Genomic DNA, 25349 nt, shown 5'->3' on the forward strand with positions numbered 1-25349 from the left:
AAAATACTTTCGATTTTTTATCACTGTAATTCATGATGAATTTAAACTAGCGCCTCGTTGATTAATAACTAATGCGTTTACCCACTACGCACTGCATTATTTTATAATCCGTTATCACTCCCATCCGCGTCAAGGATTAACTAAGTGATTAAAAATAAATAAATCAAACAGTTATACTTTCAAGATGTGGATTCCCACATGTATTTACGTAACACCACGAATAGCCTCACTTTAGTACTTGTTTTACCATAATTATACACGCAGCTTCTAAGCGTTATTAATTTTAAAATAAGAGTCTTATTTAATTTAACTGAGGATATTATCATGAGCTATGCAACAACAAATCCATATACAGGTGAGATTATAAAAACTTTTCCTGATGCTACTGATGCTGAAATTACTCAAGCAATAGAAAATGCCGATTCTGCATTTCAATCATGGAAAAAAACACCTTTCTCTTCTCGCGCTAAAATAATGCAAAAAGCGGCTGACTTATTACGTAAAGATGTAGTTAGTTACGCCAACTTATTAACTTTAGAAATGGGTAAAATAACATCAGAAGCAAAGGCTGAAGTTGAATTATCCGCAGCTATTTTAGAGTACTACGCGAATAATGCTGAGAGACTTCTCGCATCAGAAAAATTACCCGTTGCAGATTCAGCTGAGGGCGAGGCAATTATTATCCATGAACCACTTGGTGTATTGCTTGCCATTGAGCCATGGAATTTTCCGTATTATCAAGTTGCTCGTATTATTGCGCCGCAATTGTCAGCGGGTAACACTATGCTACTAAAACATGCGGGTATTGTTCCACAATGTGCAGCAGCATTTGAAGCACTTATGCTCGAAGCTGGTCTGCCAAAAGGCGCTTTTAAAAACCTATACGCTGCACATTCCCAAACAGAAATGATCATTTCTCATCCATTAGTTCGTGGTGTTGCACTTACCGGTTCTGAAAGCGCTGGTGCAATCGTTGCTTCTACCGCTGGTAAAGCACTTAAAAAGTCTACATTAGAGCTTGGTGGTGCAGATGCATTTGTTGTACTTGCTGACGCTGAAATGGAAAAAACGGTTAATTGGGCAGTATTTGGTCGTCACTGGAACGGTGGGCAAGTATGTGTATCGTCTAAACGAATGATCATCGAAGATGAAGTTTATGATGAGTTTGTTGAACTTTATACTGCTGGTGTTGCTAAGTTGCAAGCAGGTGATCCGCTTGATCCCACTACAACTTTGGCGCCATTGTCATCACAAGGTGCAGCTGATGAACTAAAAGTTAAAATTAACGAAGCGATCAAGCTTGGTGCAACAGCCACTGAAGTGGGTCCTAAAGTACCTAGTCAAGGCGCCTTTGTACAACCCACTATTTTAACGAATATTAGCGAAGATAATCCGGCTCGCAACTGGGAATTCTTTGGTCCTGTGTCTATGTTATTTCGTGCAAAAAATGAAGATGACGCAATTAGAATTGCGAACGACTCTCCATTTGGCTTAGGTGGCTCTGTATTTACGTCAAACCCTGATCATGGCTTAGAAGTTGCCAAAAAAATATCTACCGGCATGGTGTTTGTAAACCATCCAACGATGGTAAAAGCCGACTTACCATTTGGTGGTGTTCGCCGTTCTGGTTATGGTCGTGAACTAATTGGCTTGGGTATTAAAGAGTTTGTTAACCACAAACTAATCGACGTTGTTGACATTGATGCGCCATTTTAAATAGCGCAGTTTAATAAAAACCCCTTAAATATTAATAGGAACGATTATGAATAACAAAATGAAAGCAGCCGTTGTTGAGCAATTTGGCAAACCTTTAGTTCTACGCGATTTAGATATTCCATCACCTAATGCAGGGCAAATATTAGTTAAAACAGAAGCCTGCGGTGTATGCCACACAGATTTACATGCAGCAAACGGTGATTGGCCATTAAAACCAACTCCACCATTTACTCCTGGCCATGAAGGCATTGGGCTAGTTACCAAAATTGGCGAAGGTGTTACAAGCGTAAAAGTAGGCGATAGAGTCGGTGTTCCGTGGCTATATTCAGCTTGTGGACACTGTGAATTTTGCTTAAGTGCTTATGAACCAGTATGTCCTGATGCTGAGTTTGGTGGCTACACTAAAGATGGTGGTTTTGCCGAGTATATTATTGCCGATCCTAATTACGTTGCACTTATTCCTGATGGCTTATCAGCAGTACAAGCGGCCCCTATAATTTGTGCTGGTATTACAACTTACAAAGGTATTAAAGAAACCGATGCTAAACCAGGTGAGTGGGTAGCAATTTCAGGTTGTGGTGGACTTGGTCATTTAGCGATTCAATATGCCAAGGCGATGGGTCTTAAAGTGTGTGCGATAGATATTGATGACGGTAAGCTTGAACACGCAACCTTACTTGGCGCCGATGCAGTCGTAAATGCTAAAACAGATAATGCAGCAGACACCGTCAAAGAAATAACGCAAGGTGGCGCCCATGGCGTACTGATTACGGCTCCTTCCCTACCAGCATTTGAGCAAGGGGTTAATATGACCCGTAAACACGGTACATGTGTTTTAGTTGGCTTACCGCCTGGTGAGTTTCCGACGCCATTATTTGATGTAGTAGCAAATTGCATCACTATTAAAGGATCATTTGTTGGGAACCGCAAAGATATGGCCGAAGCGCTCGCTTTTGCGGCACAAGGCAAAGTTAAGGCGGATATTGAATTACAGCCTTTAAGCGCTATTAATGAAATATTTGAAAGACTCGAACATGGCAAAGTACCATCTCGTGTAGTTATTGATTTTACACTTTAAACAGTAATAAATACGGTGGATTCATGTTAGTAAATAACATATTTCATCGTATCGCTAATTCCATAACGCCTAGATACATATTAATTCCTCTTCATGGCATTTAAATCGAGGTTCGACAATGAAAATTGGTGTTCCAAAAGAAATCCACACTGGCGAGCGACGAGTCGCGACGACCCCTGATGTAGTAAGTAAATTAACAAAGCTTGGTTTTGATGTTGTCATTGAAACTGGTGCAGGAATGGCGGCTAATTACGCCGATGATGCGTATGGTGAAGCTGGTTGTAAAATAGTTAACTCAGCACAAGATGTATGGGCACAGTCTGATATTGTACTAAAAGTACAAGCACCTGAAGGTGATGAAAATACATTACTAAAAAGCGGACAAACATTAATCTGTTTTTTATGGCCGGCACAAAACCCAGAGATGCTAAAAGATTTAACTCAGCGTGGTATCACCGCCATTGCAATAGATAGCATTCCTCGTATTTCTCGGGCACAAAAAATGGATGCCCGCAGCTCAATGGCCAACATATCAGGCTATCGTGCAATTGTAGAAGCAGCTCAACATTTTGGCCGGTTTTTTACCGGACAAATTACAGCGGCAGGAAGAGTTGCTCCCGCCAAGGTACTTGTAATTGGTGCCGGTGTTGCTGGTTTAGCCGCTATTGGGGCTGCAAAAAGTATGGGCGCAATTGTTCGCTCATTTGATACGCGTGCTGAAGTAAAAGAGCAAATTGAAAGCATGGACGCTGAGTTTTTAATGCTCGACTTTAAAGATGAAGACGGCTCAGGCGAAGGCGGTTACGCTAAAGTAATGAGCGATGAATTTATCGAAGCCGAAATGGCATTGTTTGCAGCGCAAGCTAAAGACGTTGATATAATTGTTACTACCGCACTCATACCCGGAAAACCAGCGCCTAAGTTGATCACCAGCGAGATGGTTGCATCAATGAAGAGCGGCAGCGTAATAGTCGATCTTGCAGCCGAACAAGGTGGAAACTGTGAATTAACAGTTCCGGGTAAGGTTGCCGTATGCCATGGTGTATCGATTATTGGTTACACCGATTTACCAAGTCGCCTTGCTGCACAATCGAGCCAATTATACAGTAATAACTTATACAACCTGTTAGCCGAAATGACCCCAGAAAAAGACGGCAAACTCTTTGTTGATATGACAAACGACGTTGTTTTAGGTGCAACTATATGTACTGAAGGAAAAACAACTTGGCCGCCACCAGCGCCCACACTATCTGCCCCCCCTAAAAAGGTTGCGGCTACACCTAAACCTAAACCCACTATTGTTGAGAAAAAGAAATCGGTATTTGGGCCTATAATTGGCGCCGCTATCGGTGCATTAGCATTGCTTGGGCTTGGTGGCGTTGCACCCGCTGATTTTATGTCTCATTTTACCGTTTTTGTCTTAGCCTGCTTTGTAGGTTATATGGTTATTTGGAGTGTATCGCCTGCACTACATACGCCTTTAATGAGTGTAACCAATGCCATTTCAAGCATTATTGTTATCGGTGCTTTAATTCAAATAAGCTCAACAGACGACACCATTAAATGGTTTGCCGTTTTTACCGTGTTAATTGCGAGTATTAATATTGTTGGCGGCTTTGCTGTAACACATCGCATGCTCAAAATGTTCCGTAAGTGAGGTTGTCATGATCAGTACTGGTATTGTAACCGTGGCATACATTGCTGCGATGGTTCTTTTTATTTTGGCTTTAAACGGCCTATCCAATCAAGAAACTGCCCGTAAAGGTAATTGGTATGGTATTTCAGGCATGGTTATTGCGCTTTTGGCGACTGTTTTAGGTGTTGTTACCAATAATTATATTGAGTTGATGATTGCATTATTAGTGGGTGGCAGTATTGGCTTACTTGTAGCAAAACGAGTGCAAATGACTGAAATTCCAGAGCTGATTGCTATTTTGCACAGTCTAGTCGGACTCGCGGCTATAATGGTTGGGTATGCTAACTTTGCGGATGCTTCTAGTCATTTTTCAGGAATTGATTTGACCATTCACGATATTGAAACCTATATAGGTGTTTTAATTGGTGCTATTACATTTTCAGGTTCAATTACCGCTTTTGGTAAATTATCTGGTCGAATAGGCAGTAAACCTTTAACACTACCAGGGCGACACATATTTAACCTTGTTTTATTAGTTGCTGTAGCGTGGCTTGGGCAGCAATTCGTTGTGCAGTCTGCTGTTGGTAACGGCATGTTCCCACTGATTATTATGATAGCGCTTGCTTTAGTTTTTGGTATTCATATGGTGATGGCAATTGGCGGTGCCGATATGCCGGTTGTTATATCTATGCTTAATAGTTATTCAGGCTGGGCCGCTGCCGCAACAGGCTTTATGCTAAATAACGATTTACTCATTGTAATTGGTGCATTAGTTGGTTCAAGCGGAGCTATTTTGAGCTATATAATGTGCAAAGCTATGAACCGAAATTTTTTATCAGTCATTGCCGGTGGATTCGGTAGTAGCAATGTAAAAGCTTTACCTGCAGGGGATCAAGAACAAGGTGAAGTACTAACAATCAGTGCAATCGAAACAGCAGAGCTGCTCATGAGCGCAAAAGAAGTAATGATTATTCCTGGATACGGAATGGCCGTTGCAAAAGCGCAGCAAATAGTCTCTGAACTCACAAGTAAATTACGTGAAAAAGACATTAACGTGCGCTTTGCAATACACCCTGTTGCAGGACGAATGCCTGGACAAATGAATGTATTATTAGCTGAAGCTAAAGTTCCTTACGACATTGTTTTTGAAATGGATGAAGTAAACGACGATTTTCCACAAGTTGATGTTTCACTTGTGATTGGTGCAAACGATATTGTAAACCCGTCAGCACTTGATGAACCAAATAGCCCTATCGCCGGCATGCCAGTACTTGAATGCTGGCATGGTAAAGCGTCTATCGTTTTAAAGCGCAGTATGGCAACTGGTTATGCTGGGGTACAAAATCCATTGTTTTTTAAAGATAATACACAAATGCTCTTTGGAGATGCCAAAGACACGTTAGTCGAAGTTGTTGCTGCACTATAAAAGTAACGTTGCAAAGCCGTGGAGGATTCCATGGCTTTGTTATTTTTGCATTACTTAGATTTTATATTTTTGAGATCCGCTTAATTGCCGTGATTATAACTAGTTAAACTACCTATTAAACCTTTGAGTCAAATTCTATTTTAAGTTATTCAAAACAGGCTCAAGCAACGGGAGATATTACGACAGGCATTTGATATATATAATTATTAAATCACTTTAATGGCTCAGCTATTTATTTAAACAGTGGATTATAGTTTCACGTAGATTTTGCGCTTTAATAGGCTTTGCAACATGGGCGTTCATGCCAATGGATAAGTATCGTGTAATATCATCTTTCATAACATTAGCTGTTAAAGCAATTATTGGAATATTTGCGATTGCTTTGTCACTATCGCTACGAATAATTTTACTCGCCTCAACCCCATCCATAATAGGCATATGAATATCCATCAAAATAATATCGTACGATTGTGATTTCACGGCTTGAATACATTCTAATCCATTGTCAACCAAGTAAATTTGAGCATCAGCCTTCTCTAGTATGTTTGTAACGATTAGTCTGTTGATCGAGTTATCTTCCGCAACCAATATTTTTATACCTGCCAGCGACTGTTCACTCACAGTATTTACTTTAGGCACCTCATTAAGAGGGGCTACTACTTTACTTTCAATCGCCTCATACAAAACACTCGTGTATACAGGTTTCTGCAAAATAGTTTTTATACTTACTTTTTTGGCTGCATTATTAAGTAAACTTTCGTCACTCATTATAAGCACAATCGTGTTGTTATAAAGTTGAGGGTTAATATTGAAAATGCGTATTAAAAAAGTTTCGCTACTCATTGATGGCATTGCCCAGTCGACAATAACAACTTTAAATTTCTCTTTATTGTGTTCAATAATATCAATAGCTTGTTTAGCAGATTGACAGGCCGTACATACTAGCCCCATAGCCGTTAGCTGATTTTCAATTACCTTAAGATCATCTTCATTATCATCTACAATTAATACCTCGAACGAATCAGTAAAAGTTAGGTCGGGAGTATTATCAATCAATGCTTGGTTATTCAATTTCACCTTAATCGAAGCTATAAATTCACTACCTACACCTTGAGTACTTTTTACCGTTATATCCCCACCCATCGATTGGCATAAACGCTTACTTATAGTTAAACCTAAACCTGTACCGCCAAACTTCCTGGTTGTAGAGCTGTCAGCTTGAGTAAAAGATTCAAATAAATCGGCAAGGCTTTGCTCAGCAATCCCAATACCGGAATCCTTAACAATGAAATACAAACAAACGCTCTTAGGATCAGCTAACGATCTTTTTGATTCTATTAATACCGATACAAAGCCGTGTGTAGTAAATTTAATTGCGTTAGAGCATAAATTTAGCAGTACTTGGTTTATTCGAACTACATCACCTATTAAATCGAGTTTAACCTCTTTACCAATGACAATATCAAATGTGATCCCTTTGCGTTGAGCTAGCTCATCAAAAGTTGCTTTGATGTAGTCAACAACCGAATTTACAGAAAAAGGAAATTCCTCAAGGTTAATATTTCCAGACTCAATTTTTGAAAAGTCTAAAATATCGTTAATAACTACAAGAAGTTGATCTGAAGAATATTTAATTTTATTTAAATAATGCTCATATTCTCCAGGCAAACCTTTTTCGAGCAAAATGTTGGTTAAGCCAATAATCCCACTCATAGGAGTTCTGATTTCATGACTCATATTTGCTAAAAATTCAGACTTAGCAGATGTCAGCTTTTCGGCCTCTTCTTTGGCTTGCAACAGTTCTTCAGTACGCTGTTCAACGCGAGACTCTAATCTTTGCTTTTCTTCATCAAGCTCTTTTAAAAGTTGAATGCGGCGTTGATTTAAAAACAATACGAAAACTAAAAAGCTGCTAAGAATAAAAATAATCGCAGTAGCGCTGTAAATTAATGTTTTATTTTGCTCAAAATAGGTTGGCTCGTAATAAGATATAATCGACTTTTCCGTCAAGCTTTGTGGAGCTATATCGAACTTGTTTAATTGACGCCAGTCGTAAGCGTAAACACTTAGCCCTTCACCACTGATTGCACTTAAGCTTTTATTTTCATTGTATAAAATTATCGAATCGGCAATACGTTCACCTATTTTTTCACCCGACAACACATACCCACCAACAACACCTGAGCCTAATAGTACCTCCCAATAACTAAAAATGGGCGCTGAACTTGCTTTAGCTAATCGCTCTACTAGCTGATAAGGGCTAAGGGATTTATTATCGTAATACCTGAAAATGGGTGTAAACAATATAATTGAATCATCTGGCGCATTTTTTACTCTAGTGAGTAGCTCTGGCATTGAAAGATCAAACCACTTCTCTACGTCTAAATACGAAAAGTCACGGTTAATAACCGAAAAGAGCCCTCGATAAAAGCTCATCCCAATATCGTTTTTTGTATCTAATATAACGATTAATTTTTTAGGCTTCATTAAATTAACAGCGCTTGCTGTTGCTTGCGCGTAATCTAATTTAGCTTGGATCACTGCTCCGTTAGTATTTTTAGGCAAACTGAATTGAGCGCCTGGTTCCAAATATATTCTTGGAGCATTTATAAAAAAGTCATCTAATTGCGATAAAAGTACTGCTGCAGAAGGAGACTGAGTAACAATGATATCGATGTGCTTATTTTTATATTTTTGTTTGAGGTAGTCCTTCATTAACTGTTTTTGATTTGCTTCATCGAATCGGTTTACATCCATATTTTCAACGAAGAGTTCATAACTAAAAGAACGTCCTATAAGTTTTTTACGCAGTCCAGAATCAACACTTTTGTGCCAAGGCATATCTTGGTTTGTTGAATTTATAAATAAAACATGAGTAACATTTGAAGAAGGTTGAGCGTTTGAAATTGGACTCACAAATTGAAAAACAAGAAATAAAAATAAGATATTAGTTTTCATGTTTCTCATTGTGTAATCAAGGTGAAAGTCCTTTAATGGTAAGTGTTAACGATATATATATCAATTAAATAAAATGTAAATACCACCATAATTTAACATGTTTACTAATACTATTTCATTTTATTGCTTAATGACGATATTCATTGATAGTTCTGGGTTGCCCTCACTACACAACTCGTATAAAAAAGCCCCGTTCATACGGGGCTTTTTTATAATAAATCTTTACACTGTAAAAGTTGGAAAACTAGAACGGGATATCGTCGTCAAAATCAATGGTTGGTTCCATTGGGTTTGATGCGCCACCTTGCGGAGCACTTTGTGGTTTAGGAGCGAAACCACCTTGCTGTTGTGGTGCACTTTTTTGCTGTGGTGCATAACCACCTTGCGGCTGATATTGATTACTTTGCTGCTGTGGTGCTGGAGCCGGTTTTGGTTGTGCTGCTGGTGCAGCTTGTTGCTGCGGATTATAGCCACTTTGCTGTGCGGCTTGGCCTTGGTTATTTTGACCGTAACCACCGCTTTGTTGACCACCTTGCGGCTGATTACCTTGGTAACCACCACCTTGTTGTCCACCTTGCGGCTGATTACCTTGGTAACCACCACTTTGCTGATCGCCACCACGTGCGCCTAACATTTGCATTTGACCAGTAAAGCCATCTACAACTATTTCTGTAGTGTATTTTTCTTGGCCTTGTTGATCGGTCCACTTACGTGTTTGAAGTTTACCTTCAACATAAATTTGTGAACCTTTACGACAATATTCACCAACAATTTCAGCTAATTTGCCAAAGAACACAACACGATGCCACTCAGTTTTATCAACCATTTGGCCAGTGTTTTTATCTTTATAGCTATCCGAAGTTGCTAAGGTAATATTTGCTACACCATTGCCGTTAGGCATATAACGAACTTCAGGATCTTGCCCTAAATTACCAACCAAAATTACTTTGTTCACACCGCGTGCCATGGAACCATCTCCTATAAATGTTAGATTAAACCAGCTACTTTACGCGCTTGGTCTAGGTCAAATTCTTTATCATTAATCTTTAAATAGCTGCGACTTTCATCGCGAACCACAGTTGCTTCTATTACGCCTGGTAAAGCAACTAACTGAGAAGCAAGTGTTTGAGCATGCTCTTCAGAATCTAATTTGGTCATTAAACTAATAACTTTACTTTTGGGTGGGACTTGCATTTTCCACGCAATAATAAGCCATATTAACCCAACAAGTGCCGCTGCCGCAAACACAGCTTGCGTCGTTGTAGTTTGTGCTACATAACCACCTAACATACCGCCTAAAAAGGCGCCTAAAAACTGACTAGATGAGTAGCCACCCATTGCTGAACCTTTTTGGCTTGCAGGTGCTATTCGCGATACAAGCGCAGGCATAGTGGCTTCTAAAAAGTTAAACGCCACAAAATAAAGCAGCATACACACAGCAATGCCTACTACACTATTAACCCATACCGACATTGCTAGCATACTAATAGTTAACAAGGCTACTGAGCCAATAAATGCTTGTTTTTCTTTCTCTTTTTTAATGGCTACAATCATTATTGGTACCATTAATAAAAATGCTAAAAATAGCACTGGAATATATAAATACCAGTGATGGTCGGCAACTAAGCCATCTTTAATTAATTGACTCGGCAGTACCACAAATATTGTGGTTAGCGTTAAGTGTAATAGCAATACACCTGCATTTAATCGTGCTAACTGAGGGTGCTTAATTAGTTTTTTAATGTCGCTAAAGCTTGCTAATGTATCGCCTTTGGGCGCTTTATTTACCGCATTTGGCACTAGCATAGTCACTATAAATATACCAAAAACAGCTAAAATAGCAGTCAACCAAAATACACCCGCAATACCCCACGAAGCTGCAACAATTGGCCCAAGTAGCATAGCAAAGGCAAAGCTCATTCCTATGCTCATACCAATAACGGCCATTACTTTTGGTCGTTGCTCATCGCGGCTTAAATCAGAAGCAAACGCGAGTAGTGCACTGGCTATTGCGCCCATACCTTGTAGAGCGCGGCCTACGGTAACCATTTGAATAGAGTCAGCTAATGCAGCAACTACAGAGCCAATAGCAAATACGACTAAGCCACCAACAATAACCTTTTTACGACCAATCTTATCGGATAATCGACCCATAGGTATTTGTAATACGGCTTGCGTTAAACCATACGCACCAATGGCAAAACCAATCCAAATAGGCGAAAAACCTTCAAGCGATTGTCCATAAATAGCCAATACAGGCATCAGCATAAACAAGCCGAGCATTCTAAATGCAAACACACTCGCCAGCGATACTGCGGCGCGTTTTTCTCGTGAATTAAGTGAAGATGCGGTCATTATCTGCGTGATCTTACTCTATGAAAAATTGAGGTTGGGATTCTACCATAAGCTTGGCAATAATTAATCGCCTATAAGTAAGGATTTTTCATTGATCAAGGATTAATATTGCTTCGTATTATGCGATACTGAGTAAATAATTTTGGTAATAAACGAGATAGCATGGAAAACATTGAAGTCCGAGGCGCCCGTACGCATAATTTAAAAGACATCAGCCTAACCATCCCACGTGATAAATTAATAGTTATTACTGGTCTATCTGGTTCGGGGAAGTCATCACTTGCATTTGATACACTTTATGCAGAAGGACAACGCCGGTATGTTGAATCACTTTCTGCGTATGCAAGACAATTTTTATCGCTTATGGAAAAGCCTGATGTAGATCACATCGAAGGCCTCTCTCCTGCAATTTCTATTGAGCAAAAATCAACGTCTCATAACCCACGATCCACTGTGGGTACTATTACCGAAATTTACGATTATTTACGACTTATGTTTGCCCGCGTTGGCGAACCACGATGCCCTACACATGATTTACCACTTGCTGCGCAAACCGTTAGTCAAATGGTAGATACTGTTTTGGCACTGCCTGAAGGCAGTAAGTTAATGCTGCTTGCGCCAATAGTAAAAGAGCGTAAAGGTGAGCATGTTAAGTTATTAGAGCAGCTATCAAGCCAAGGTTATATTCGCGCCCGTATAGACGGTGAAGTATGTGACTTGTCTGATCCACCAACACTTGAGCTTCATAAAAAACATACAATAGAAGTTGTTGTAGACAGATTTAAAGTAAAAGATGGCTTACAACAACGCTTAGCAGAATCGTTTGAAACTGCGCTTGAAATGTCTAATGGCGTTGCACATGTAGCATACATGGATGATAGCAGCGCTGAAGAAATTCTATTCTCAGCAAACTTTGCCTGCCCTACTTGTGGCTATGCAATGACTGAGCTAGAACCGCGTTTGTTTTCGTTTAATAACCCTGCTGGTGCGTGCCAAACCTGTGATGGTTTAGGTATACGTCAATATTTTGATCCTAATCGCGTAGTGCATAACCCAGAGTTAAGTCTTGCTGGCGGTGCAATTAAAGGCTGGGATAAACGCAGCTTTTATTACTATCAAATGCTACAAGCCGTTGCTGAGCATTATAGTTTTGATTTAGATGTGCCTTATCAAGATTTAGACAGCGACTCGAAAAAAATTATTTTAGATGGCTCTGGTAGCACTAAAATTGCGTTTAATTACCGTAACGACCGTGGCGATTTAATTACGCGTAATCACGAGTTTGAAGGCGTTTTAAACAACATGAATCGCCGCTACCGCGAGACAGAGTCAAACTCTGTACGCGAAGAGCTTGCTAAATACCAAACAAGCCAAGCATGTCCTAGCTGTAATGGCTCGCGTTTACGCGAAGAATCTCGAAATGTATTTATTGGGCAAACCAACTTACCTGCAATCACGTGCATGAGTATTGGTGAAGCTATGGAGTTTTTTGAAGGGTTAACGCTAACCGGACAAAAAGGCCAAATAGCTGAAAAAATACTAAAAGAAATTCGCGACCGTTTATCGTTTTTAATTAACGTTGGCCTAAATTACTTATCACTTGAACGTAGCGCCGACACACTATCAGGTGGTGAGGCTCAGCGTATCCGCTTAGCCAGTCAAATTGGTGCCGGTCTTGTAGGTGTAATGTACGTACTAGATGAGCCATCTATTGGATTACATCAACGCGATAACGACCGTTTATTACAAACATTGGTACATTTACGCGACTTAGGTAACACCGTTATTGTGGTAGAGCACGATGAAGATGCTATTCGTGCCGCTGACCATATTATTGATATTGGCCCAGGCGCGGGTGTTCATGGTGGGCATATTATTGCTCAAGGAACACGCGACGATATTTTAGCAAGCAAAGAGTCTGTTACGGGCCAGTTTTTATCAGGCGTACGTAGAATAGAAATACCAAAAGAACGTCATCCAACGAACGACAAGTGGCTAGAGCTATTTGGCGCAACGGGTAATAATCTTAAAAATGTAGATCTAAAAATCCCATTTGGTTTAATGACTTGTGTGACAGGTGTATCGGGCTCGGGTAAATCAACGCTAATAAACGACACTTTGTTTAAACTTGCTCATACAGAGTTAAATGGCGCAACAACTGCCGAAGCGGCACCATATAAATCAATTAGTGGTTTAGATCATTTTGATAAAGTGATCGATATTGATCAAAGCCCGATTGGTCGTACTCCGCGTTCAAACCCGGCAACCTACACAGGTATATTTACCGGCATTCGTGAGTTATTTGCAGGCACACAAGAAGCGCGCTCACGTGGCTACAAAGTAGGTCGCTTTAGCTTTAACGTTAAAGGCGGACGCTGTGAAGCTTGCCAAGGTGACGGCTTAATTAAAGTTGAAATGCACTTTTTACCTGATGTGTATGTACCGTGTGATGTATGTAAGAGTAAACGCTATAACCGCGAAACCCTCGAAGTACAATACAAAGGTAAAAACATACACCAAGTGCTTGAGATGACTGTTGAAGACGCTCATGACTACTTTGATAAAATACCGGCTATTGCGCGTAAGCTTAAAACGCTGATGGACGTTGGTTTGTCGTATGTTCGTTTAGGTCAAGCCGCTACTACTCTCTCTGGTGGTGAGGCGCAACGTGTAAAACTAGCGCGCGAGCTATCAAAGCGTGATACAGGTAAAACGCTCTACATATTAGATGAGCCAACAACAGGCTTACACTTTGCTGATATTGAACAGCTGCTTGTTGTGCTTCATCGCTTGCGCGATCACGGCAATACAATTGTTGTTATTGAGCACAACCTTGATGTAATTAAAACAGCAGATTGGGTTATCGATTTAGGACCTGAAGGCGGTGCTGGCGGTGGTGAAATACTCATTGCCGGTACACCAGAAGAAGTAGCCGAATGTGAGCGTTCACATACTGGGCATTACTTAAAACCTCTATTAAATAAATAGAGGTTTAGTTGTGAAAAATCAATCGGCATTAAGGTTATTTAACTGTCGAGATTACATTTGATTAAAAATAGCGAGAAGACTCACTTCTCGCTATTTTTTTGCTCTAACTTTTCTTTTATCAACATAATACCAATCCGCAATAATACTTAATCATTTTGCGGGGCTAAACGTGTCGCTACCTGTGTTAAAAAATTCTCATTTAGAGCAACTAAATAGCGAATTTTTTGCCTAGCTATCAACACGTTTTTCCATCCTCAAAATAGATCACTTAATTAAGCGAATTGGTATAACAATCGAAAATGTTATTAAAGAAAAACAACACACTGCTACAAACTTAATCTAAAAAGATAGACACGCCCTAGTCGTTCCAACTTATCTGTATTATTTGCATGTCTTTATATTTCGATTCTGTAAATAAAATCTGATTGTTATTACTAATAAAAAATGCGATGGGTTTAAAATCCACGTGCACATCTTTTACTGTTTTATCTTCTAAATTAAGCCTAGCAACTCTTGAAATTGCATCAGAGTAGTAAAGGTAATTACCATTAATGGCAAAAACTTGTGCTTGTCGCGCGTCTTTAGGCAATTCCCAACTCTGTTTATTTGATAATTTAATTAACTGATTATTAGTAATTGCATAATTAGTACCGTCAGCGCCTGAAATTAATTTGTTGGCTTTAACATCCTCTAATATAGTTGTGTCTCGGGTTAATAAATTAAACTGAGCAAATAGATTTTCTGAACCACTTCGCTCTAAATAAATTATACTTTCATTATCTTTAGACCATACATAGCTTAGTATTTTTCGCCCTTCAAACTCAGCTATGGTATAGAGTTTGTTCGACATAACGTCAAAAAATGCAATATCACTATTAACTCTTAATAAAACACGATCTTGCTTACTCGATACCCTTAGTCCGCCAATAGCAAAGGTAGATTTACCTTCATAAGTAAAGTTACTAAGTTGCTTTGTAAGTCCATTTTGAGATAACCACAACTGACTGCTACCAGAGCGCTCGGATACAAAAATATGCGCTGGCCCTTTCTCATTAATGACTTCTGCAATGATGTAGTCGTCTTCATCACTTTTGTAGAGTGCTTCATACTCAGGAGTATCGCTAAAAAGATTAGTCGCTTTAATTAACGAAAATGTTTGTGTTTTATTTGCTGAGTAAAAAAGGCTATTAGCAGATTGAACTGCAATATAATAAGGTGAAATTGCTGGGGTAACCGTTAGTGTGCGTTTAATAATATTATTTTCATCAAACACAATGGTTGAAAGATCAGAGTCTTCAAAAACAATCACGCCTTTATCGTCTGCAAGCCAATCAAACGCGAAGCTAATTATGCTTTTCTTTGCTTTAAATAACCGCTTGGTTTCATGGGTCTCAAAGTTGTAGCTAAATACAGAAAAAGGCTTACCCTTTTGACTAAGTACATATGCTATTTTACTACCAGAATGAGATAAACGAGGCATGATTACGCCATACATGACGCCTGGTGGTGGGATCACTATGAATTCTTTTTTAAGTTCTAAATCATATTTATATAAACCTGAACCCTCATGCTCATTTTTATATTCGGTGTAATAAATATGCTCACCACTTTCGTCTACTTGCGCATAACCTGTGTATCTAAGGTCGCACTTTTTAATTAATGTAGCCTTTCCTATAACAGGAAACTGGCTTAAATCAACCAGTACCATTTCACACTTTTGCTGCTTTAAGTTTGTCGCTTGTAACAACACAGAGTGCTGATTTAACTGCCACGATAAAATGGATACTTGAAAGCCAGGATAGGTAATTTCAACTTCCCTTTGATCAGATAGTCGTTTTACAAATGCATGCATTACGTCATTTTCAGGTTCAACATTTGTATAAGCTAAATATTGTTTATCTGAGGACATCTCAGGATGAACCTCACTGCCTATATTCCACGTGCTTGCTACCTTATTAACCGTGATCTGTTTAATCTTTTCACTAGAAGGTGTATTAATAAAAAACAACCCAAACCATACTAAAAAGCACAGGCAAATAATGGCGAATAAAGAATAAATCAAAAACTTTTTACTATTCGTTCTTTGAACTGGTTGCGAAATAGTTGCAGTAGCTATCTCTTCATTTTTGGCAGAAATACCCGGTGAGTCAGGCAAAATGTTTGCAGGCTCTTTCGAAACGTTTGCTTGCGTTAAACGCTCAGGTATTACCGTTAGGCTATATCCTTTACGGTAATGCGTTTTTAAAAGCGGCGCTTTTTCAATTGGGTGGGCAAGCTGCTTTCTTAACTCTGAGATTGCACGGTTAATCGCATTATCGTCAACAAAGCTTTGTTGCCACACACTCTCAATAATCTCTTGGCGGGAAACGATTTGTTGAGGCTTATCTATAAAGTGGAGTAATAACTTTACTAAAAGTGGATCTAATTCCCTTTCTAAATGGTTTGAAGTAATCACACAGCGATTACTAATAAATTGCCAAGGTCCGATTTGATAATTCATAGTCTTTACGTATTTTTATTTTTATTTTTATTTTTATAAACCGTATCACATCTACACTTTCTTTTATAGAAAAAGCATTTTAAACCTTATATTAGCATTATAAGGTTTAAAGCTAACATACTAAATTTAAACAATTATTTAGCTTTAAAACCTTATCTATTAATTGCTCATAACTAGATAAGCGACTCTTAATAAATTCAGCGATATTCTTTAAACCGTCATCAACAAGCAGCTTAGTAAAAAATCATTTGTGATTCTAAATTGGCTGCAGCAAAAAATATAAAAGGTTTAATTATGAACAGCACAATGAAAAAAGTACTACCGGCTTTACTACTAGCAACTGCTTTTAATACTACTTCAGTTATTGCAGCTGACACTAAACAAAACACCGTTCAAAATAATTTTGAGAAATGCATGATTGGTGAAAGCATAAAGGCAATTAACCCTGTTAATCAAAAACTACAAAAAACAAACAAAATAGACGCTTCTGAGTCTTTAAAAAGTAATGTTGATAAGCAGACATTACTTTCTTCAATAGATAAAAAAATATCAGCTGAGCTTGACTCTTCAATGAGCAAAATAAACTCGCAAATTGATAAAAATCTTTCAAAGGTAACATCGTCAATCACTACATATTTCAGCAATGTGTTATCGAACTAAAAACAATAAAATTAAAAGTTACATTAAGGAATTATCATGAAAAAGTTCACAAAAAAATTAGTATCTGCCAGCGTATTAATTAGTTGCAGCCTTTTAGCAAATACAGCACAGGCTCAAAGCTCTGTATGGCAAGTAAGCAATGGTAATGACTCACTATTTATTGGCGGTACAGTTCACATACTACCTAAAGCTGAAATGCCACTACCCGCTGAGTTTAACCATGCTTATGAACAAGCAGATACAATTATTTTAGAAGCACCGTTACCTGACCCAGCCGACACCAATGCACAAATGCAAATGTTAGGTGCGCTATCGTATACAAATAACGAAACGTTGAGTCAAAAGCTAGAACCCGAGATTAAGGCTTTACTTGAAAATAAGCTTAGCGAGTTTGGCGCTAACCTAGCTAAGTTAGACGGTTTTCGCCCTGCTATGGTTAGTATTGTCTTAATGTCGATGGAGCTTCAAAAGCAAAATTTAATGGGTGAAGGGGTTGATGCTTACTTTACTAAAAAAGCGACTGAAGATAACAAAACAAAAAATTACTTAGAAACAATCGAATTTCAGTTAGAGTTTTTTAAAACAATGGGTCAAGGCAACGAAAACGATTTCATTAAACGTAACTTAGCCGAGCTTCACAACTATGGCGATATGTTTAAAGGACTTTTAGCTGCCTGGCGCAAAGGTGATACAGACACACTGAATAAAGTGGCACTTGAAGATATGCAGCAAAATGATCCGAATAGCTATAAACAAATCATTACAGATAGAAATAATGATTGGTTACCAAAAGTAGAAGCCATGTTTAACAACGACAAAAATGAGTTTGTACTTGTTGGAGTTGCCCACCTTGCAGGACAAGATAGTTTACTTACCTTACTTGAAAACAAGGGCTATAAAGTTTCTCTAGTTGATATTGATAGCACGGCAGATATAACAGTAAGAGGGGCTGAATAATGGATAAAACAGATAAACTAGCGATATCGCTACTGTTTCTATTTGGGTCTATCATGTTGATATGTGCTATATAAAAAATGCCGCTAACAAGCGGCATTTTTTTATTTTAATAAACTTACCCGCGAGGAATAAAACCAAGCGCATCGTATACCGATTTCAATGTTTTCTCAGCACGTACACTTGCTTTTTCAGCACCTGATTTCATTATGCTATTAAGTAGGTTTTGATCTTCTCTGATCTCTTTAAAACGGGCTTGAATTGGCTCAATCATATTTACAACTGCATCTGCTGTATCTTTCTTTAAATGGCCATACATTTTATCTTCATACTCAGGAACTAGGTCTTCTATTGAGCGCTTAGTTGCAACACTCAATAAAGTAAGCAAGTTTGATACACCAGGCTTTTCTGTGCGATCAAAATAAATACGTGCTTGTTCATCTGAATCAGTTACTGCTTTTTTAAGCTTTTTCACAATTTGCTTTGGCTCATCTAATAACATGATATAACCATTTGGGTTTTCGTCAGACTTAGACATCTTTTTAAGTGGGTCTTGCAAGCTCATTACGCGTGCACCAAACTCAGGAATGTACGGCTCTGGTAATTTAAATACGTCGCCGTATAAATTATTAAAGCGTGTGGCTATATCGCGAGTCAGCTCTAAGTGTTGCTTTTGATCTTCACCAACGGGTACTTGATCAGCTTGGTATAATAAAATATCCGCAGCTTGCAATACCGGATATGAAAATAAGCCCACGTTTACGTTATTTGCATGCTTAGATGACTTGTCTTTAAACTGAGTCATTCGATTAAGCTCACCCATTTGCGCGTAACAATTTAATACCCACGCTAACTGTGCGTGCTCAGGTACTTGTGATTGTACAAATAACGCAGATTTTTCAGGATCAATGCCACATGCCGCGTAAAGAGCAATACCATCCAACACTCGAGAGCGCAGTAACTCAGGCTCTTGGCGAACCGTAATAGCGTGTAAGTCTACTAACATAAAGAAACTTTCGTGGTCTTCCTGTAACTTTAGCCACTGGTTAATAGCGCCAACATAGTTGCCTATTGTCATACCACCGGTTGGCTGAATGCCGCTTAAAACTACTGGTTTACTCATGATTTTCCTTTATTTTGCTTAATTAATAATATTTAACGCTGCGTTAGAACAGGTATTATATCTAAGAAGTGATCGCATAGGTACTGTGGATTATAATCCTCAAGATTTTCACCTTGGTTATAGCCATAACTAAGTGCAATTACGTCTATATTAGCGGCTTTAGCTGCAAGTATATCGCTTTTAGAATCACCTATCATTATTGCTTTATTAGGCTCTGCATTTAGTTTTTTGCAGGCAAATAGCAATGGCTCTGGCGATGGTTTTTTTGCCATGTCGTCACCGCATACAATCACATCAAAATGACTCGTTAGTGCCAGTTTATCAAGTAGTTTTTCTGTGAATATTCGAGACTTATTAGTGATTAATGCTTTAGGCATACCACGAAGTGCTGCAAGCCCGGTTTCTACATGTTGGTACAAAACACTATACTCACCAACTTGTTGTTCATAGTGCTTATAAAACTGTAATATTGCTTTACTACTAAGTGACTCATCTAGATGTGCACTCACTTGCATATCGCCACTCAAAGCGCGTTTAACGAGGACTTCAACCCCATTACCGACCCAGCTTTCAACCAAGCGTTGACTAACAATAGGGAAAGCAAGACTGCTCAAGGTTAAATTAATAGCAATATACAAGTCGTAAACGCTATCAACCAAAGTACCATCTAAATCAAATAAGGCGACGTCGTACTTCATTATTTTACACTTCCAAGCTGTTTACGCATTTGGTCAATCACAACCTTGTAATCTGGTTGATTAAAAATAGCTGAGCCTGCAACAAACATATCAGCACCCGCTTGTGCTGCTGCAGCAATATTATCGACTTTAATACCCCCATCAACCTCTAAGCGAATATCTCGGCCTGACTCAATAATACGCTGTTTTGCTTGGCGTAATTTTTCAAGCGTATGAGGTATAAAGCTTTGCCCGCCAAAACCTGGGTTAACCGACATAAGTAAAATGGTATCTAGCTTATCTATAACATGGTCCAAATAACTTAGGCTTGTTGCTGGGTTAAAGACTAAGCCTGCTTTACAGCCGTGATCTTTTATTAACTGTATTGTACGATCGACGTGCTCACTGGCTTCAGGATGAAAAGTAATAATTGATGCGCCTGCCTCTGCAAACAATGGAATAAGACTATCTACAGGCTTAACCATTAAATGTACGTCGATAGGTGCTGTAATGCCGTAATCTCTGAGTGCTTTACACACCATAGGACCAATTGTGAGATTAGGTACATAGTGATTATCCATTACATCAAAGTGAACCACGTCAGCGCCCGCTTCGAGTACTTTATCAACATCTTCGCCTAGTTTTGCAAAATCAGCAGACAAAATAGAAGGGGCTATTAAATATTTTTGCTCTGGGTTAAACATGATTAACTCCATCAATAAATAGTGTATTGCGTTAATGTAACTTAATTGAAGATGTTACCCAAGTAATATGGCTTAATAGCCCCTATTTCAGGTAACTTTAAGTTTGATTTTTAATCAATATTTGCTATGATTAAAAAAGTAACAAATTATTGGATTTCATCATGCGTGCTTTTAAAACTGGGATATTAATTGCGTCGGCATTACTGCTTATCGGGGCGTTTAGCTTTGGTTCAAGCTCTGAGCAAGAATTAAGCTCAGTAGGTAATTGTCATAATACACAAGTGGTAAGTGCTCAAAACACATTAACTACAATCACGTGTATTAAAGCTGAAGAAGAGTCATCGTGGTTTTCGTGGTTAACTGGCGATAGCCGTAGTGCTCAGTTTCATTACCTCGATTTACTAGAGCTACTTACTAGCTCTGATGATTCTAAAAACACTCCATCTTTAAAACCTTTATTTTAAATAATGCTGCAATTTTTTAGTGCGTTGCAAAGTGTGCTAGCAGCATTTTTTGGTGTTCAATCTGAAAATAAACGCCAAGTCGATTTTAAACAACACTCTCCTATCTCTATCATCCTAATTGCGATTGTACTATTTATTGCTTTTGTTATCGCAATTTACGCAGTGGTTGCTTGGGTGCTAAATACATAGCCATCAACTCGTCAACTTTATTTCTAGAGCCACCTTTGGGGCTAATAGTGCGCTTTACTTGAATTTGATCAAGTGATGCTTGGCTATAAATTTTTCGAGTCCATACGGTATCGTGATTAGAGATAAGCACTGGTGTATCATTTTCAAAGGCAGCCTTCTCAGCCAGATTAGCCAAATTAGCCTGATCATCTAAATTAAACCCCCCTTTAGCGTAAGACGTAAAAGAAGCTGTTTTACTTAATGGTACATAAGGTGGGTCGCAATAAATAACTGCATTGTTAGGCACTAACTTAAAAACGTCATCGTAATCTAAACAGGTGAAGGTTGCTTTTTGTGCTTTTTCAGCAAAAAAATACATTTCTTTTTCAGGAAAGTAAGGCTTTTTATATTTACCAAAAGGCACATTAAAAATACCTTTTAAATTATACCTACAAAGTCCGTTGTAACCATGGCGGTTCATGTATAAAAACAATATTGAACGTTCATATACATCACGACTTTGATTAAACTGCACACGATATTCGTAATAAGCATCTGCGTGATTATTCAAATCTACAAATAACTTTTTAGCGTCACTAATCAGCTCATCTGGAGAGCTTTTTAGCTCTTTGTATAAGTTAATTAAGTCTGCATTTATATCGTTGAGAATATAGTGTTTAAAGTCACTATTTAAAAACACAGAGCCTGCACCAACAAAAGGTTCAACCAACGTATCAGCATGCTTGCTAGCTTGGTTTAATCGCGCATTAATATTTTCAACTAGGCTGTATTTTCCGCCGGCCCATTTAAGGAAGGCTCTACTCTTTTGCTGCATTGGCTCTTTACTTCAATCTGGTGTTGCGCGATTTTACACTAAAGCAGTGTGTTTTACTGATCAACGAGTGCTATTTCTTGCTTTATTTTACTAATTTTTTTATAGAAAGGTTTATTTTTTCTAACCTCAGCAGATAAAGTATCCATTGCTGATTTTGCTTCGTTTATACTTTCAAAACTGCCAAATGTAACAACCCACCATATTTTATTATTTCGCTTTGTTTGGTAAGTATGAGTTTGCTGCTGTAGATTGAATTGAGCAATAAAATTATCGCTAACTTCCTGCTGAGTTACGGCTAATAATTGAATAACACTATTTGTATCTATTTGCTGCATGTACCATATATTATCTTGGCTGATCTGAGTTTGCTCTACTGTATTTACTTTTAGAGCTTTAGATTTAACGTCACTTGATACACTGCTTTTATTATTAGTACTATCATCAACATCATTGTCTAATACGTTAACGGTATTCGTAGGTTCGGTAAGGCTTTGCATTATGGCAGGCACATCATTAATGTGTACACGCTCTGCTTTAATATCTGGCTCAACAACTTTGGGGTCATTTAAGTTAATTATTGAGTCATTTTTCTTTATAGCCGGCTCACTTACTTGCTCTATAGATATTGCTGTATTTATTACTTGTGTTTCTTCTTGCTGATAATACTGTTGCCACCACTGTGTCATATCCGACTTATAAAGCAGACCAATAATTAAAAACATAATCAGCAACATCAAAATCAATAAGTGTAATCGCCAAGACACTTTGTCTTTTACAATAATATCGGCTATGTGCTCACTAGGTTGCCAAGCAAGCAATAAGCTGGGATTACCGTGAGCCTCAGCTAAAAAAGTACTAAATACAGGGTCTTCATCATAGGGTAAGTCTGTAAAGTACCACTGCAATAACATCTTGCTTTCTCGAAGCGTTAGCGGCTCCAAATAAATTTCAACAGCGTTATTTAAAGCCAGTTTAGACTGTGAAGCTATTATAATATATAGCGTATTTGGGCTGTTTTTAGAAAGTAACTCAAGCTCAATTAACATCTCATCAGATAATTGCCTACCGCCATCAAGTACCCATAAACATGGCCCGCATGGTTGCTGCTGCAGTAATTGGTAATAGTTTTCAGGTAAACTTAAGTTATGATCAATCAGGGGAGAGTTAAAGCTTTGCTCTAATAACTCACTCATTAGCTGAGCGTCAGTCATTTGTGCACTTACTTGCACAAAGGCTTTATTAAAGTCGTTGTATTTATCTGTAATGAAGGTTTCGAGCATATAACTTTTACCTAGCCCAGAAGTGCCAAGTAAAACAATTAAATTTTGCCCGTACTCAAATTGCAGTGCGATTCTATCCACCAAAGCCGCACGGCTTGGTAAAATTTGTGACTGCATTTACTGCTCGATTAAGTCTCTAACTTGATCATCAGATACATTATCAACTAATGCACACTGGCCAAATTGGGTAGGTAGAATAAAGCGGATAGTGCCTTTTTTATTCTTTTTGTCTTTACGCATATGCGTTAAAAACTGCTCGCTAGTCATTTGCTTTGGAATTTCTGTTGGTAAATTATATAGCTCAAGCAGCTTAATAATTCGATCAACTTCATCTGCGCTTAAATCTTGGCGTGTCTTGGCAAGTTTAGCTGCTAATACCATTCCTGTTGCAACAGCTTCGCCGTGTAACCAAACGCCATAACCCATCTGTGCCTCAATTGCATGGGCAAATGTATGGCCTAAGTTTAACAAAGCCCGTAAGCCATGTTCTTTTTCATCTTGAGCAACTATAAGCGCTTTTATTTCACAACATCTAAAAATGATATGCTGTAAGCATGCTTCATCTAGTTGCTGTAAATTAGTCACATTTCGCTCTAAATAGGCAAATAATTCGGTATCGTAAATCAGACCATACTTAATTACCTCAGCCATACCTGCTGCAAACTCTCGTGCAGGTAGAGTGTGTAATGTTTGCGTATCAATAAAAACCGCTTGAGGCTGATAAAATGCCCCTATCATATTTTTACCTAACGGATGATTTACTGCCGTTTTTCCACCTACCGATGAATCAACCTGTGAAAGCACTGTCGTTGGTATTTGAATAAACGGTACGCCGCGCTGATAACAAGCCGCTACAAAACCAGTTAGGTCACCTACAACACCGCCACCTAACGCAATTAAACACGTATCTCGGCCACAGTTATTTTGTAGTAAAAATGCTGATATTTTTTCAAACCATTCCAGTGATTTATATTGCTCACCGTCAGGAATAATAAAAGATAGCGGATTTAGATCAGCTAATGAATCAAGTAACCTTTGCAAATATAAAGGCGCTATTGTGTCATTAGTAATGATGATAGGCCGACAATCACCAATGTGGTGAACCAGGCGGCCATTATCTTGAAGTGCAGATTGCCCAATATAAATAGGATAACTTCGCTCGTCCAAATTAACAGTTAATTTAAGCATGCTTGGCTATTCCTTTATTATTGGTTTTTAAAAATCTAATTTCTCGATGATTTGGTTAGCAACAACTTTAGCGCTTTGCTCATCGGTACGTACAACAAAATCAGCAACTTCTTTGTATAGTGGCTCGCGTTCTTCTGCTAAGCGCTCTAGTACGTTACGAGGTGCTTCTTCAGTTTGCAGTAATGGGCGACGCTTGTCGCGTTGCGTGCGTGCAACTTGCTTCTCTATAGGTGTCTCTAGGTATACAACGATACCTCGAGCCGAAAGCTTGTTTCGAACTTCTTTGCTCATTACTGAACCACCACCGGTAGCAAGTACAATACCTTGCATCTCGGTTAAATCGCCAATAACAGACTCTTCTCGAAGTCTAAAGCCTTCTTCACCTTCAAGATCGAATACCCATGCAATATCTGCACCTGTGCGGCGTTCGATTTCTTGATCAGAATCAACAAATTCAAGGTGTAATTGGTCAGCGATGTGACGACCAATCGTGCTTTTGCCAGCCCCCATGGGGCCAACTAGAAATATATTACGTTTCTCAGCCATATCTTTTAGTACAAACAAACTCTAAAATTTGAAATAAAACCCCGCCTAACGACCTGGCCCCAAAATTAAGGAGGGGATTATCTCAGTAATTGC

20 protein-coding genes are annotated in these 25349 nt (G+C 38.6%); 9 read left to right on the top strand and 11 right to left on the bottom strand.

Features of this window, described 5'->3' with window-relative positions; genetic code table 11:
* Positions 1–324: 324 nt before the first annotated feature.
* The 4 genes from AAEY62_RS08665 to pntB all read left to right on the top strand — a co-directional run bounded on the left by AAEY62_RS08665 (position 325) and on the right by pntB (position 5856).
* Positions 325–1716: an NAD-dependent succinate-semialdehyde dehydrogenase gene (locus AAEY62_RS08665; protein ID WP_350634813.1), complete on the top strand. Its 1392-nt coding sequence runs from the start codon at positions 325–327 to the stop codon at positions 1714–1716.
* 58 nt (positions 1717–1774) lie between these two features.
* The gene (adhP, locus tag AAEY62_RS08670; RefSeq protein WP_197173245.1) at positions 1775–2794 is read left to right on the top strand and encodes an alcohol dehydrogenase AdhP; all 1020 of its coding nucleotides are present in this window, start codon (positions 1775–1777) and stop codon (positions 2792–2794) included.
* A gap of 118 nt (positions 2795–2912) precedes the next feature.
* Entirely contained in the window at positions 2913–4451 is a 1539-nt protein-coding gene (locus tag AAEY62_RS08675; protein WP_350634814.1) for a Re/Si-specific NAD(P)(+) transhydrogenase subunit alpha, read from the top strand.
* A gap of 10 nt (positions 4452–4461) precedes the next feature.
* On the top strand, positions 4462–5856 hold the full coding sequence (gene pntB, locus AAEY62_RS08680; protein WP_024589878.1) for a Re/Si-specific NAD(P)(+) transhydrogenase subunit beta: 1395 nt from the start codon (positions 4462–4464) through the stop codon (positions 5854–5856).
* Between the two features lie 228 nt (positions 5857–6084).
* Here the strand turns inward: pntB and AAEY62_RS08685 are convergent, their stop codons facing one another.
* The 3 genes from AAEY62_RS08685 to AAEY62_RS08695 all read right to left on the bottom strand — a co-directional run bounded on the left by AAEY62_RS08685 (position 6085) and on the right by AAEY62_RS08695 (position 11169).
* Positions 6085–8814, bottom strand: a complete 2730-nt coding sequence (locus tag AAEY62_RS08685) for a response regulator (RefSeq protein WP_350634815.1) — start codon at positions 8812–8814, stop codon at positions 6085–6087.
* Between the two features lie 244 nt (positions 8815–9058).
* Positions 9059–9781, bottom strand: a complete 723-nt coding sequence (gene ssb / locus AAEY62_RS08690; protein ID WP_007586300.1) for a single-stranded DNA-binding protein — start codon at positions 9779–9781, stop codon at positions 9059–9061.
* A 20-nt stretch (positions 9782–9801) separates the two neighbouring features.
* On the bottom strand, positions 9802–11169 hold the full coding sequence (locus tag AAEY62_RS08695) for an MFS transporter (RefSeq protein ID WP_010553785.1): 1368 nt from the start codon (positions 11167–11169) through the stop codon (positions 9802–9804).
* A 162-nt stretch (positions 11170–11331) separates the two neighbouring features.
* Between AAEY62_RS08695 and uvrA the strand changes: the two genes are divergently transcribed.
* The gene (gene uvrA, locus AAEY62_RS08700) at positions 11332–14157 is read left to right on the top strand and encodes an excinuclease ABC subunit UvrA (RefSeq protein WP_101163338.1); all 2826 of its coding nucleotides are present in this window, start codon (positions 11332–11334) and stop codon (positions 14155–14157) included.
* A 358-nt stretch (positions 14158–14515) separates the two neighbouring features.
* Here uvrA and AAEY62_RS08705 read toward each other — a convergent pair whose 3' ends face one another.
* Positions 14516–16657: a winged helix-turn-helix domain-containing protein gene (locus tag AAEY62_RS08705; RefSeq protein WP_350634816.1), complete on the bottom strand. Its 2142-nt coding sequence runs from the start codon at positions 16655–16657 to the stop codon at positions 14516–14518.
* Between the two features lie 294 nt (positions 16658–16951).
* Between AAEY62_RS08705 and AAEY62_RS08710 the strand changes: the two genes are divergently transcribed.
* Both AAEY62_RS08710 and AAEY62_RS08715 read left to right on the top strand, forming a co-directional pair.
* Positions 16952–17317 (top strand): hypothetical protein, encoded by a 366-nt coding sequence (locus tag AAEY62_RS08710; RefSeq protein WP_024589882.1) that lies wholly within the window; start codon positions 16952–16954, stop codon positions 17315–17317.
* Between the two features lie 36 nt (positions 17318–17353).
* Positions 17354–18274 carry a TraB/GumN family protein gene (locus AAEY62_RS08715; protein ID WP_101163337.1) on the top strand — a complete coding sequence of 307 codons (921 nt, stop codon included), beginning with the start codon at positions 17354–17356 and terminating at the stop codon, positions 18272–18274.
* Between the two features lie 115 nt (positions 18275–18389).
* On the opposite strand, the gene trpS is transcribed toward AAEY62_RS08715, so the two are convergent.
* Genes trpS through rpe form a run of 3 tightly spaced genes read right to left on the bottom strand, consistent with a single transcriptional unit; the run spans position 18390 to position 20775 of the window.
* Entirely contained in the window at positions 18390–19394 is a 1005-nt protein-coding gene (trpS, locus tag AAEY62_RS08720; RefSeq protein WP_024589884.1) for a tryptophan--tRNA ligase, read from the bottom strand.
* A gap of 32 nt (positions 19395–19426) precedes the next feature.
* Entirely contained in the window at positions 19427–20092 is a 666-nt protein-coding gene (locus AAEY62_RS08725; protein WP_024589885.1) for a phosphoglycolate phosphatase, read from the bottom strand.
* Positions 20092–20775 carry a ribulose-phosphate 3-epimerase gene (gene rpe, locus AAEY62_RS08730; protein ID WP_165721225.1) on the bottom strand — a complete coding sequence of 228 codons (684 nt, stop codon included), beginning with the start codon at positions 20773–20775 and terminating at the stop codon, positions 20092–20094. The genes AAEY62_RS08725 and rpe overlap by 1 nt, the downstream gene beginning before the upstream one ends.
* A gap of 161 nt (positions 20776–20936) precedes the next feature.
* On the opposite strand from rpe, the gene AAEY62_RS08735 reads away from it, so the two are divergent.
* On the top strand, positions 20937–21239 hold the full coding sequence (locus AAEY62_RS08735) for a hypothetical protein (RefSeq protein ID WP_010553790.1): 303 nt from the start codon (positions 20937–20939) through the stop codon (positions 21237–21239).
* A gap of 3 nt (positions 21240–21242) precedes the next feature.
* A complete protein-coding gene (locus tag AAEY62_RS08740) occupies positions 21243–21428 on the top strand; it encodes a DUF2970 domain-containing protein (protein ID WP_081709141.1) in 186 nt (61 codons plus the stop codon).
* Here the strand turns inward: AAEY62_RS08740 and AAEY62_RS08745 are convergent.
* Genes AAEY62_RS08745 through aroK form a run of 4 tightly spaced genes read right to left on the bottom strand, consistent with a single transcriptional unit; the run spans position 21385 to position 25256 of the window.
* Positions 21385–22242, bottom strand: a complete 858-nt coding sequence (locus tag AAEY62_RS08745) for a Dam family site-specific DNA-(adenine-N6)-methyltransferase (protein ID WP_024589888.1) — start codon at positions 22240–22242, stop codon at positions 21385–21387. The genes AAEY62_RS08740 and AAEY62_RS08745 overlap by 44 nt on opposite strands.
* A 53-nt stretch (positions 22243–22295) precedes the next feature.
* The gene (locus AAEY62_RS08750; RefSeq protein ID WP_197102498.1) at positions 22296–23639 is read right to left on the bottom strand and encodes an AAA family ATPase; all 1344 of its coding nucleotides are present in this window, start codon (positions 23637–23639) and stop codon (positions 22296–22298) included.
* Positions 23640–24710 (bottom strand): 3-dehydroquinate synthase, encoded by a 1071-nt coding sequence (aroB, locus tag AAEY62_RS08755; RefSeq protein WP_010553793.1) that lies wholly within the window; start codon positions 24708–24710, stop codon positions 23640–23642.
* 27 nt (positions 24711–24737) lie between these two features.
* Positions 24738–25256 (bottom strand): shikimate kinase AroK, encoded by a 519-nt coding sequence (aroK, locus tag AAEY62_RS08760; protein ID WP_004589350.1) that lies wholly within the window; start codon positions 25254–25256, stop codon positions 24738–24740.
* Positions 25257–25349 lie beyond the last annotated feature (93 nt).

This window comes from Pseudoalteromonas sp. GW168-MNA-CIBAN-0100 (genome assembly GCF_040309225.1).
Lineage (GTDB): Bacteria > Pseudomonadota > Gammaproteobacteria > Enterobacterales > Alteromonadaceae > Pseudoalteromonas > Pseudoalteromonas arctica.

Excerpts from the sequence above, each read along its gene's own strand:
- AAEY62_RS08665 (WP_350634813.1), top strand. The coding sequence starts at position 325 with ATGAGCTATGCAACAACAAATCCATATACAGGTGAGATTATAAAAACT.
- adhP (WP_197173245.1), top strand. The coding sequence starts at position 1,775 with ATGAAAGCAGCCGTTGTTGAGCAATTTGGCAAACCTTTAGTTCTACGC.
- AAEY62_RS08675 (WP_350634814.1), top strand. The coding sequence starts at position 2,913 with ATGAAAATTGGTGTTCCAAAAGAAATCCACACTGGCGAGCGACGAGTC.
- AAEY62_RS08685 (WP_350634815.1), bottom strand. The coding sequence starts at position 8,814 with ATGAAAACTAATATCTTATTTTTATTTCTTGTTTTTCAATTTGTGAGT.
- ssb (WP_007586300.1), bottom strand. The coding sequence starts at position 9,781 with ATGGCACGCGGTGTGAACAAAGTAATTTTGGTTGGTAATTTAGGGCAA.
- AAEY62_RS08695 (WP_010553785.1), bottom strand. The coding sequence starts at position 11,169 with ATGACCGCATCTTCACTTAATTCACGAGAAAAACGCGCCGCAGTATCG.
- uvrA (WP_101163338.1), top strand. The coding sequence starts at position 11,332 with ATGGAAAACATTGAAGTCCGAGGCGCCCGTACGCATAATTTAAAAGAC.
- AAEY62_RS08705 (WP_350634816.1), bottom strand. The coding sequence starts at position 16,657 with ATGAATTATCAAATCGGACCTTGGCAATTTATTAGTAATCGCTGTGTG.
- AAEY62_RS08710 (WP_024589882.1), top strand. The coding sequence starts at position 16,952 with ATGAACAGCACAATGAAAAAAGTACTACCGGCTTTACTACTAGCAACT.
- AAEY62_RS08715 (WP_101163337.1), top strand. The coding sequence starts at position 17,354 with ATGAAAAAGTTCACAAAAAAATTAGTATCTGCCAGCGTATTAATTAGT.
- trpS (WP_024589884.1), bottom strand. The coding sequence starts at position 19,394 with ATGAGTAAACCAGTAGTTTTAAGCGGCATTCAGCCAACCGGTGGTATG.
- AAEY62_RS08725 (WP_024589885.1), bottom strand. The coding sequence starts at position 20,092 with ATGAAGTACGACGTCGCCTTATTTGATTTAGATGGTACTTTGGTTGAT.
- rpe (WP_165721225.1), bottom strand. The coding sequence starts at position 20,775 with ATGTTTAACCCAGAGCAAAAATATTTAATAGCCCCTTCTATTTTGTCT.
- AAEY62_RS08735 (WP_010553790.1), top strand. The coding sequence starts at position 20,937 with ATGCGTGCTTTTAAAACTGGGATATTAATTGCGTCGGCATTACTGCTT.
- AAEY62_RS08740 (WP_081709141.1), top strand. The coding sequence starts at position 21,243 with ATGCTGCAATTTTTTAGTGCGTTGCAAAGTGTGCTAGCAGCATTTTTT.
- AAEY62_RS08745 (WP_024589888.1), bottom strand. The coding sequence starts at position 22,242 with ATGCAGCAAAAGAGTAGAGCCTTCCTTAAATGGGCCGGCGGAAAATAC.
- AAEY62_RS08750 (WP_197102498.1), bottom strand. The coding sequence starts at position 23,639 with ATGCAGTCACAAATTTTACCAAGCCGTGCGGCTTTGGTGGATAGAATC.
- aroB (WP_010553793.1), bottom strand. The coding sequence starts at position 24,710 with ATGCTTAAATTAACTGTTAATTTGGACGAGCGAAGTTATCCTATTTAT.
- aroK (WP_004589350.1), bottom strand. The coding sequence starts at position 25,256 with ATGGCTGAGAAACGTAATATATTTCTAGTTGGCCCCATGGGGGCTGGC.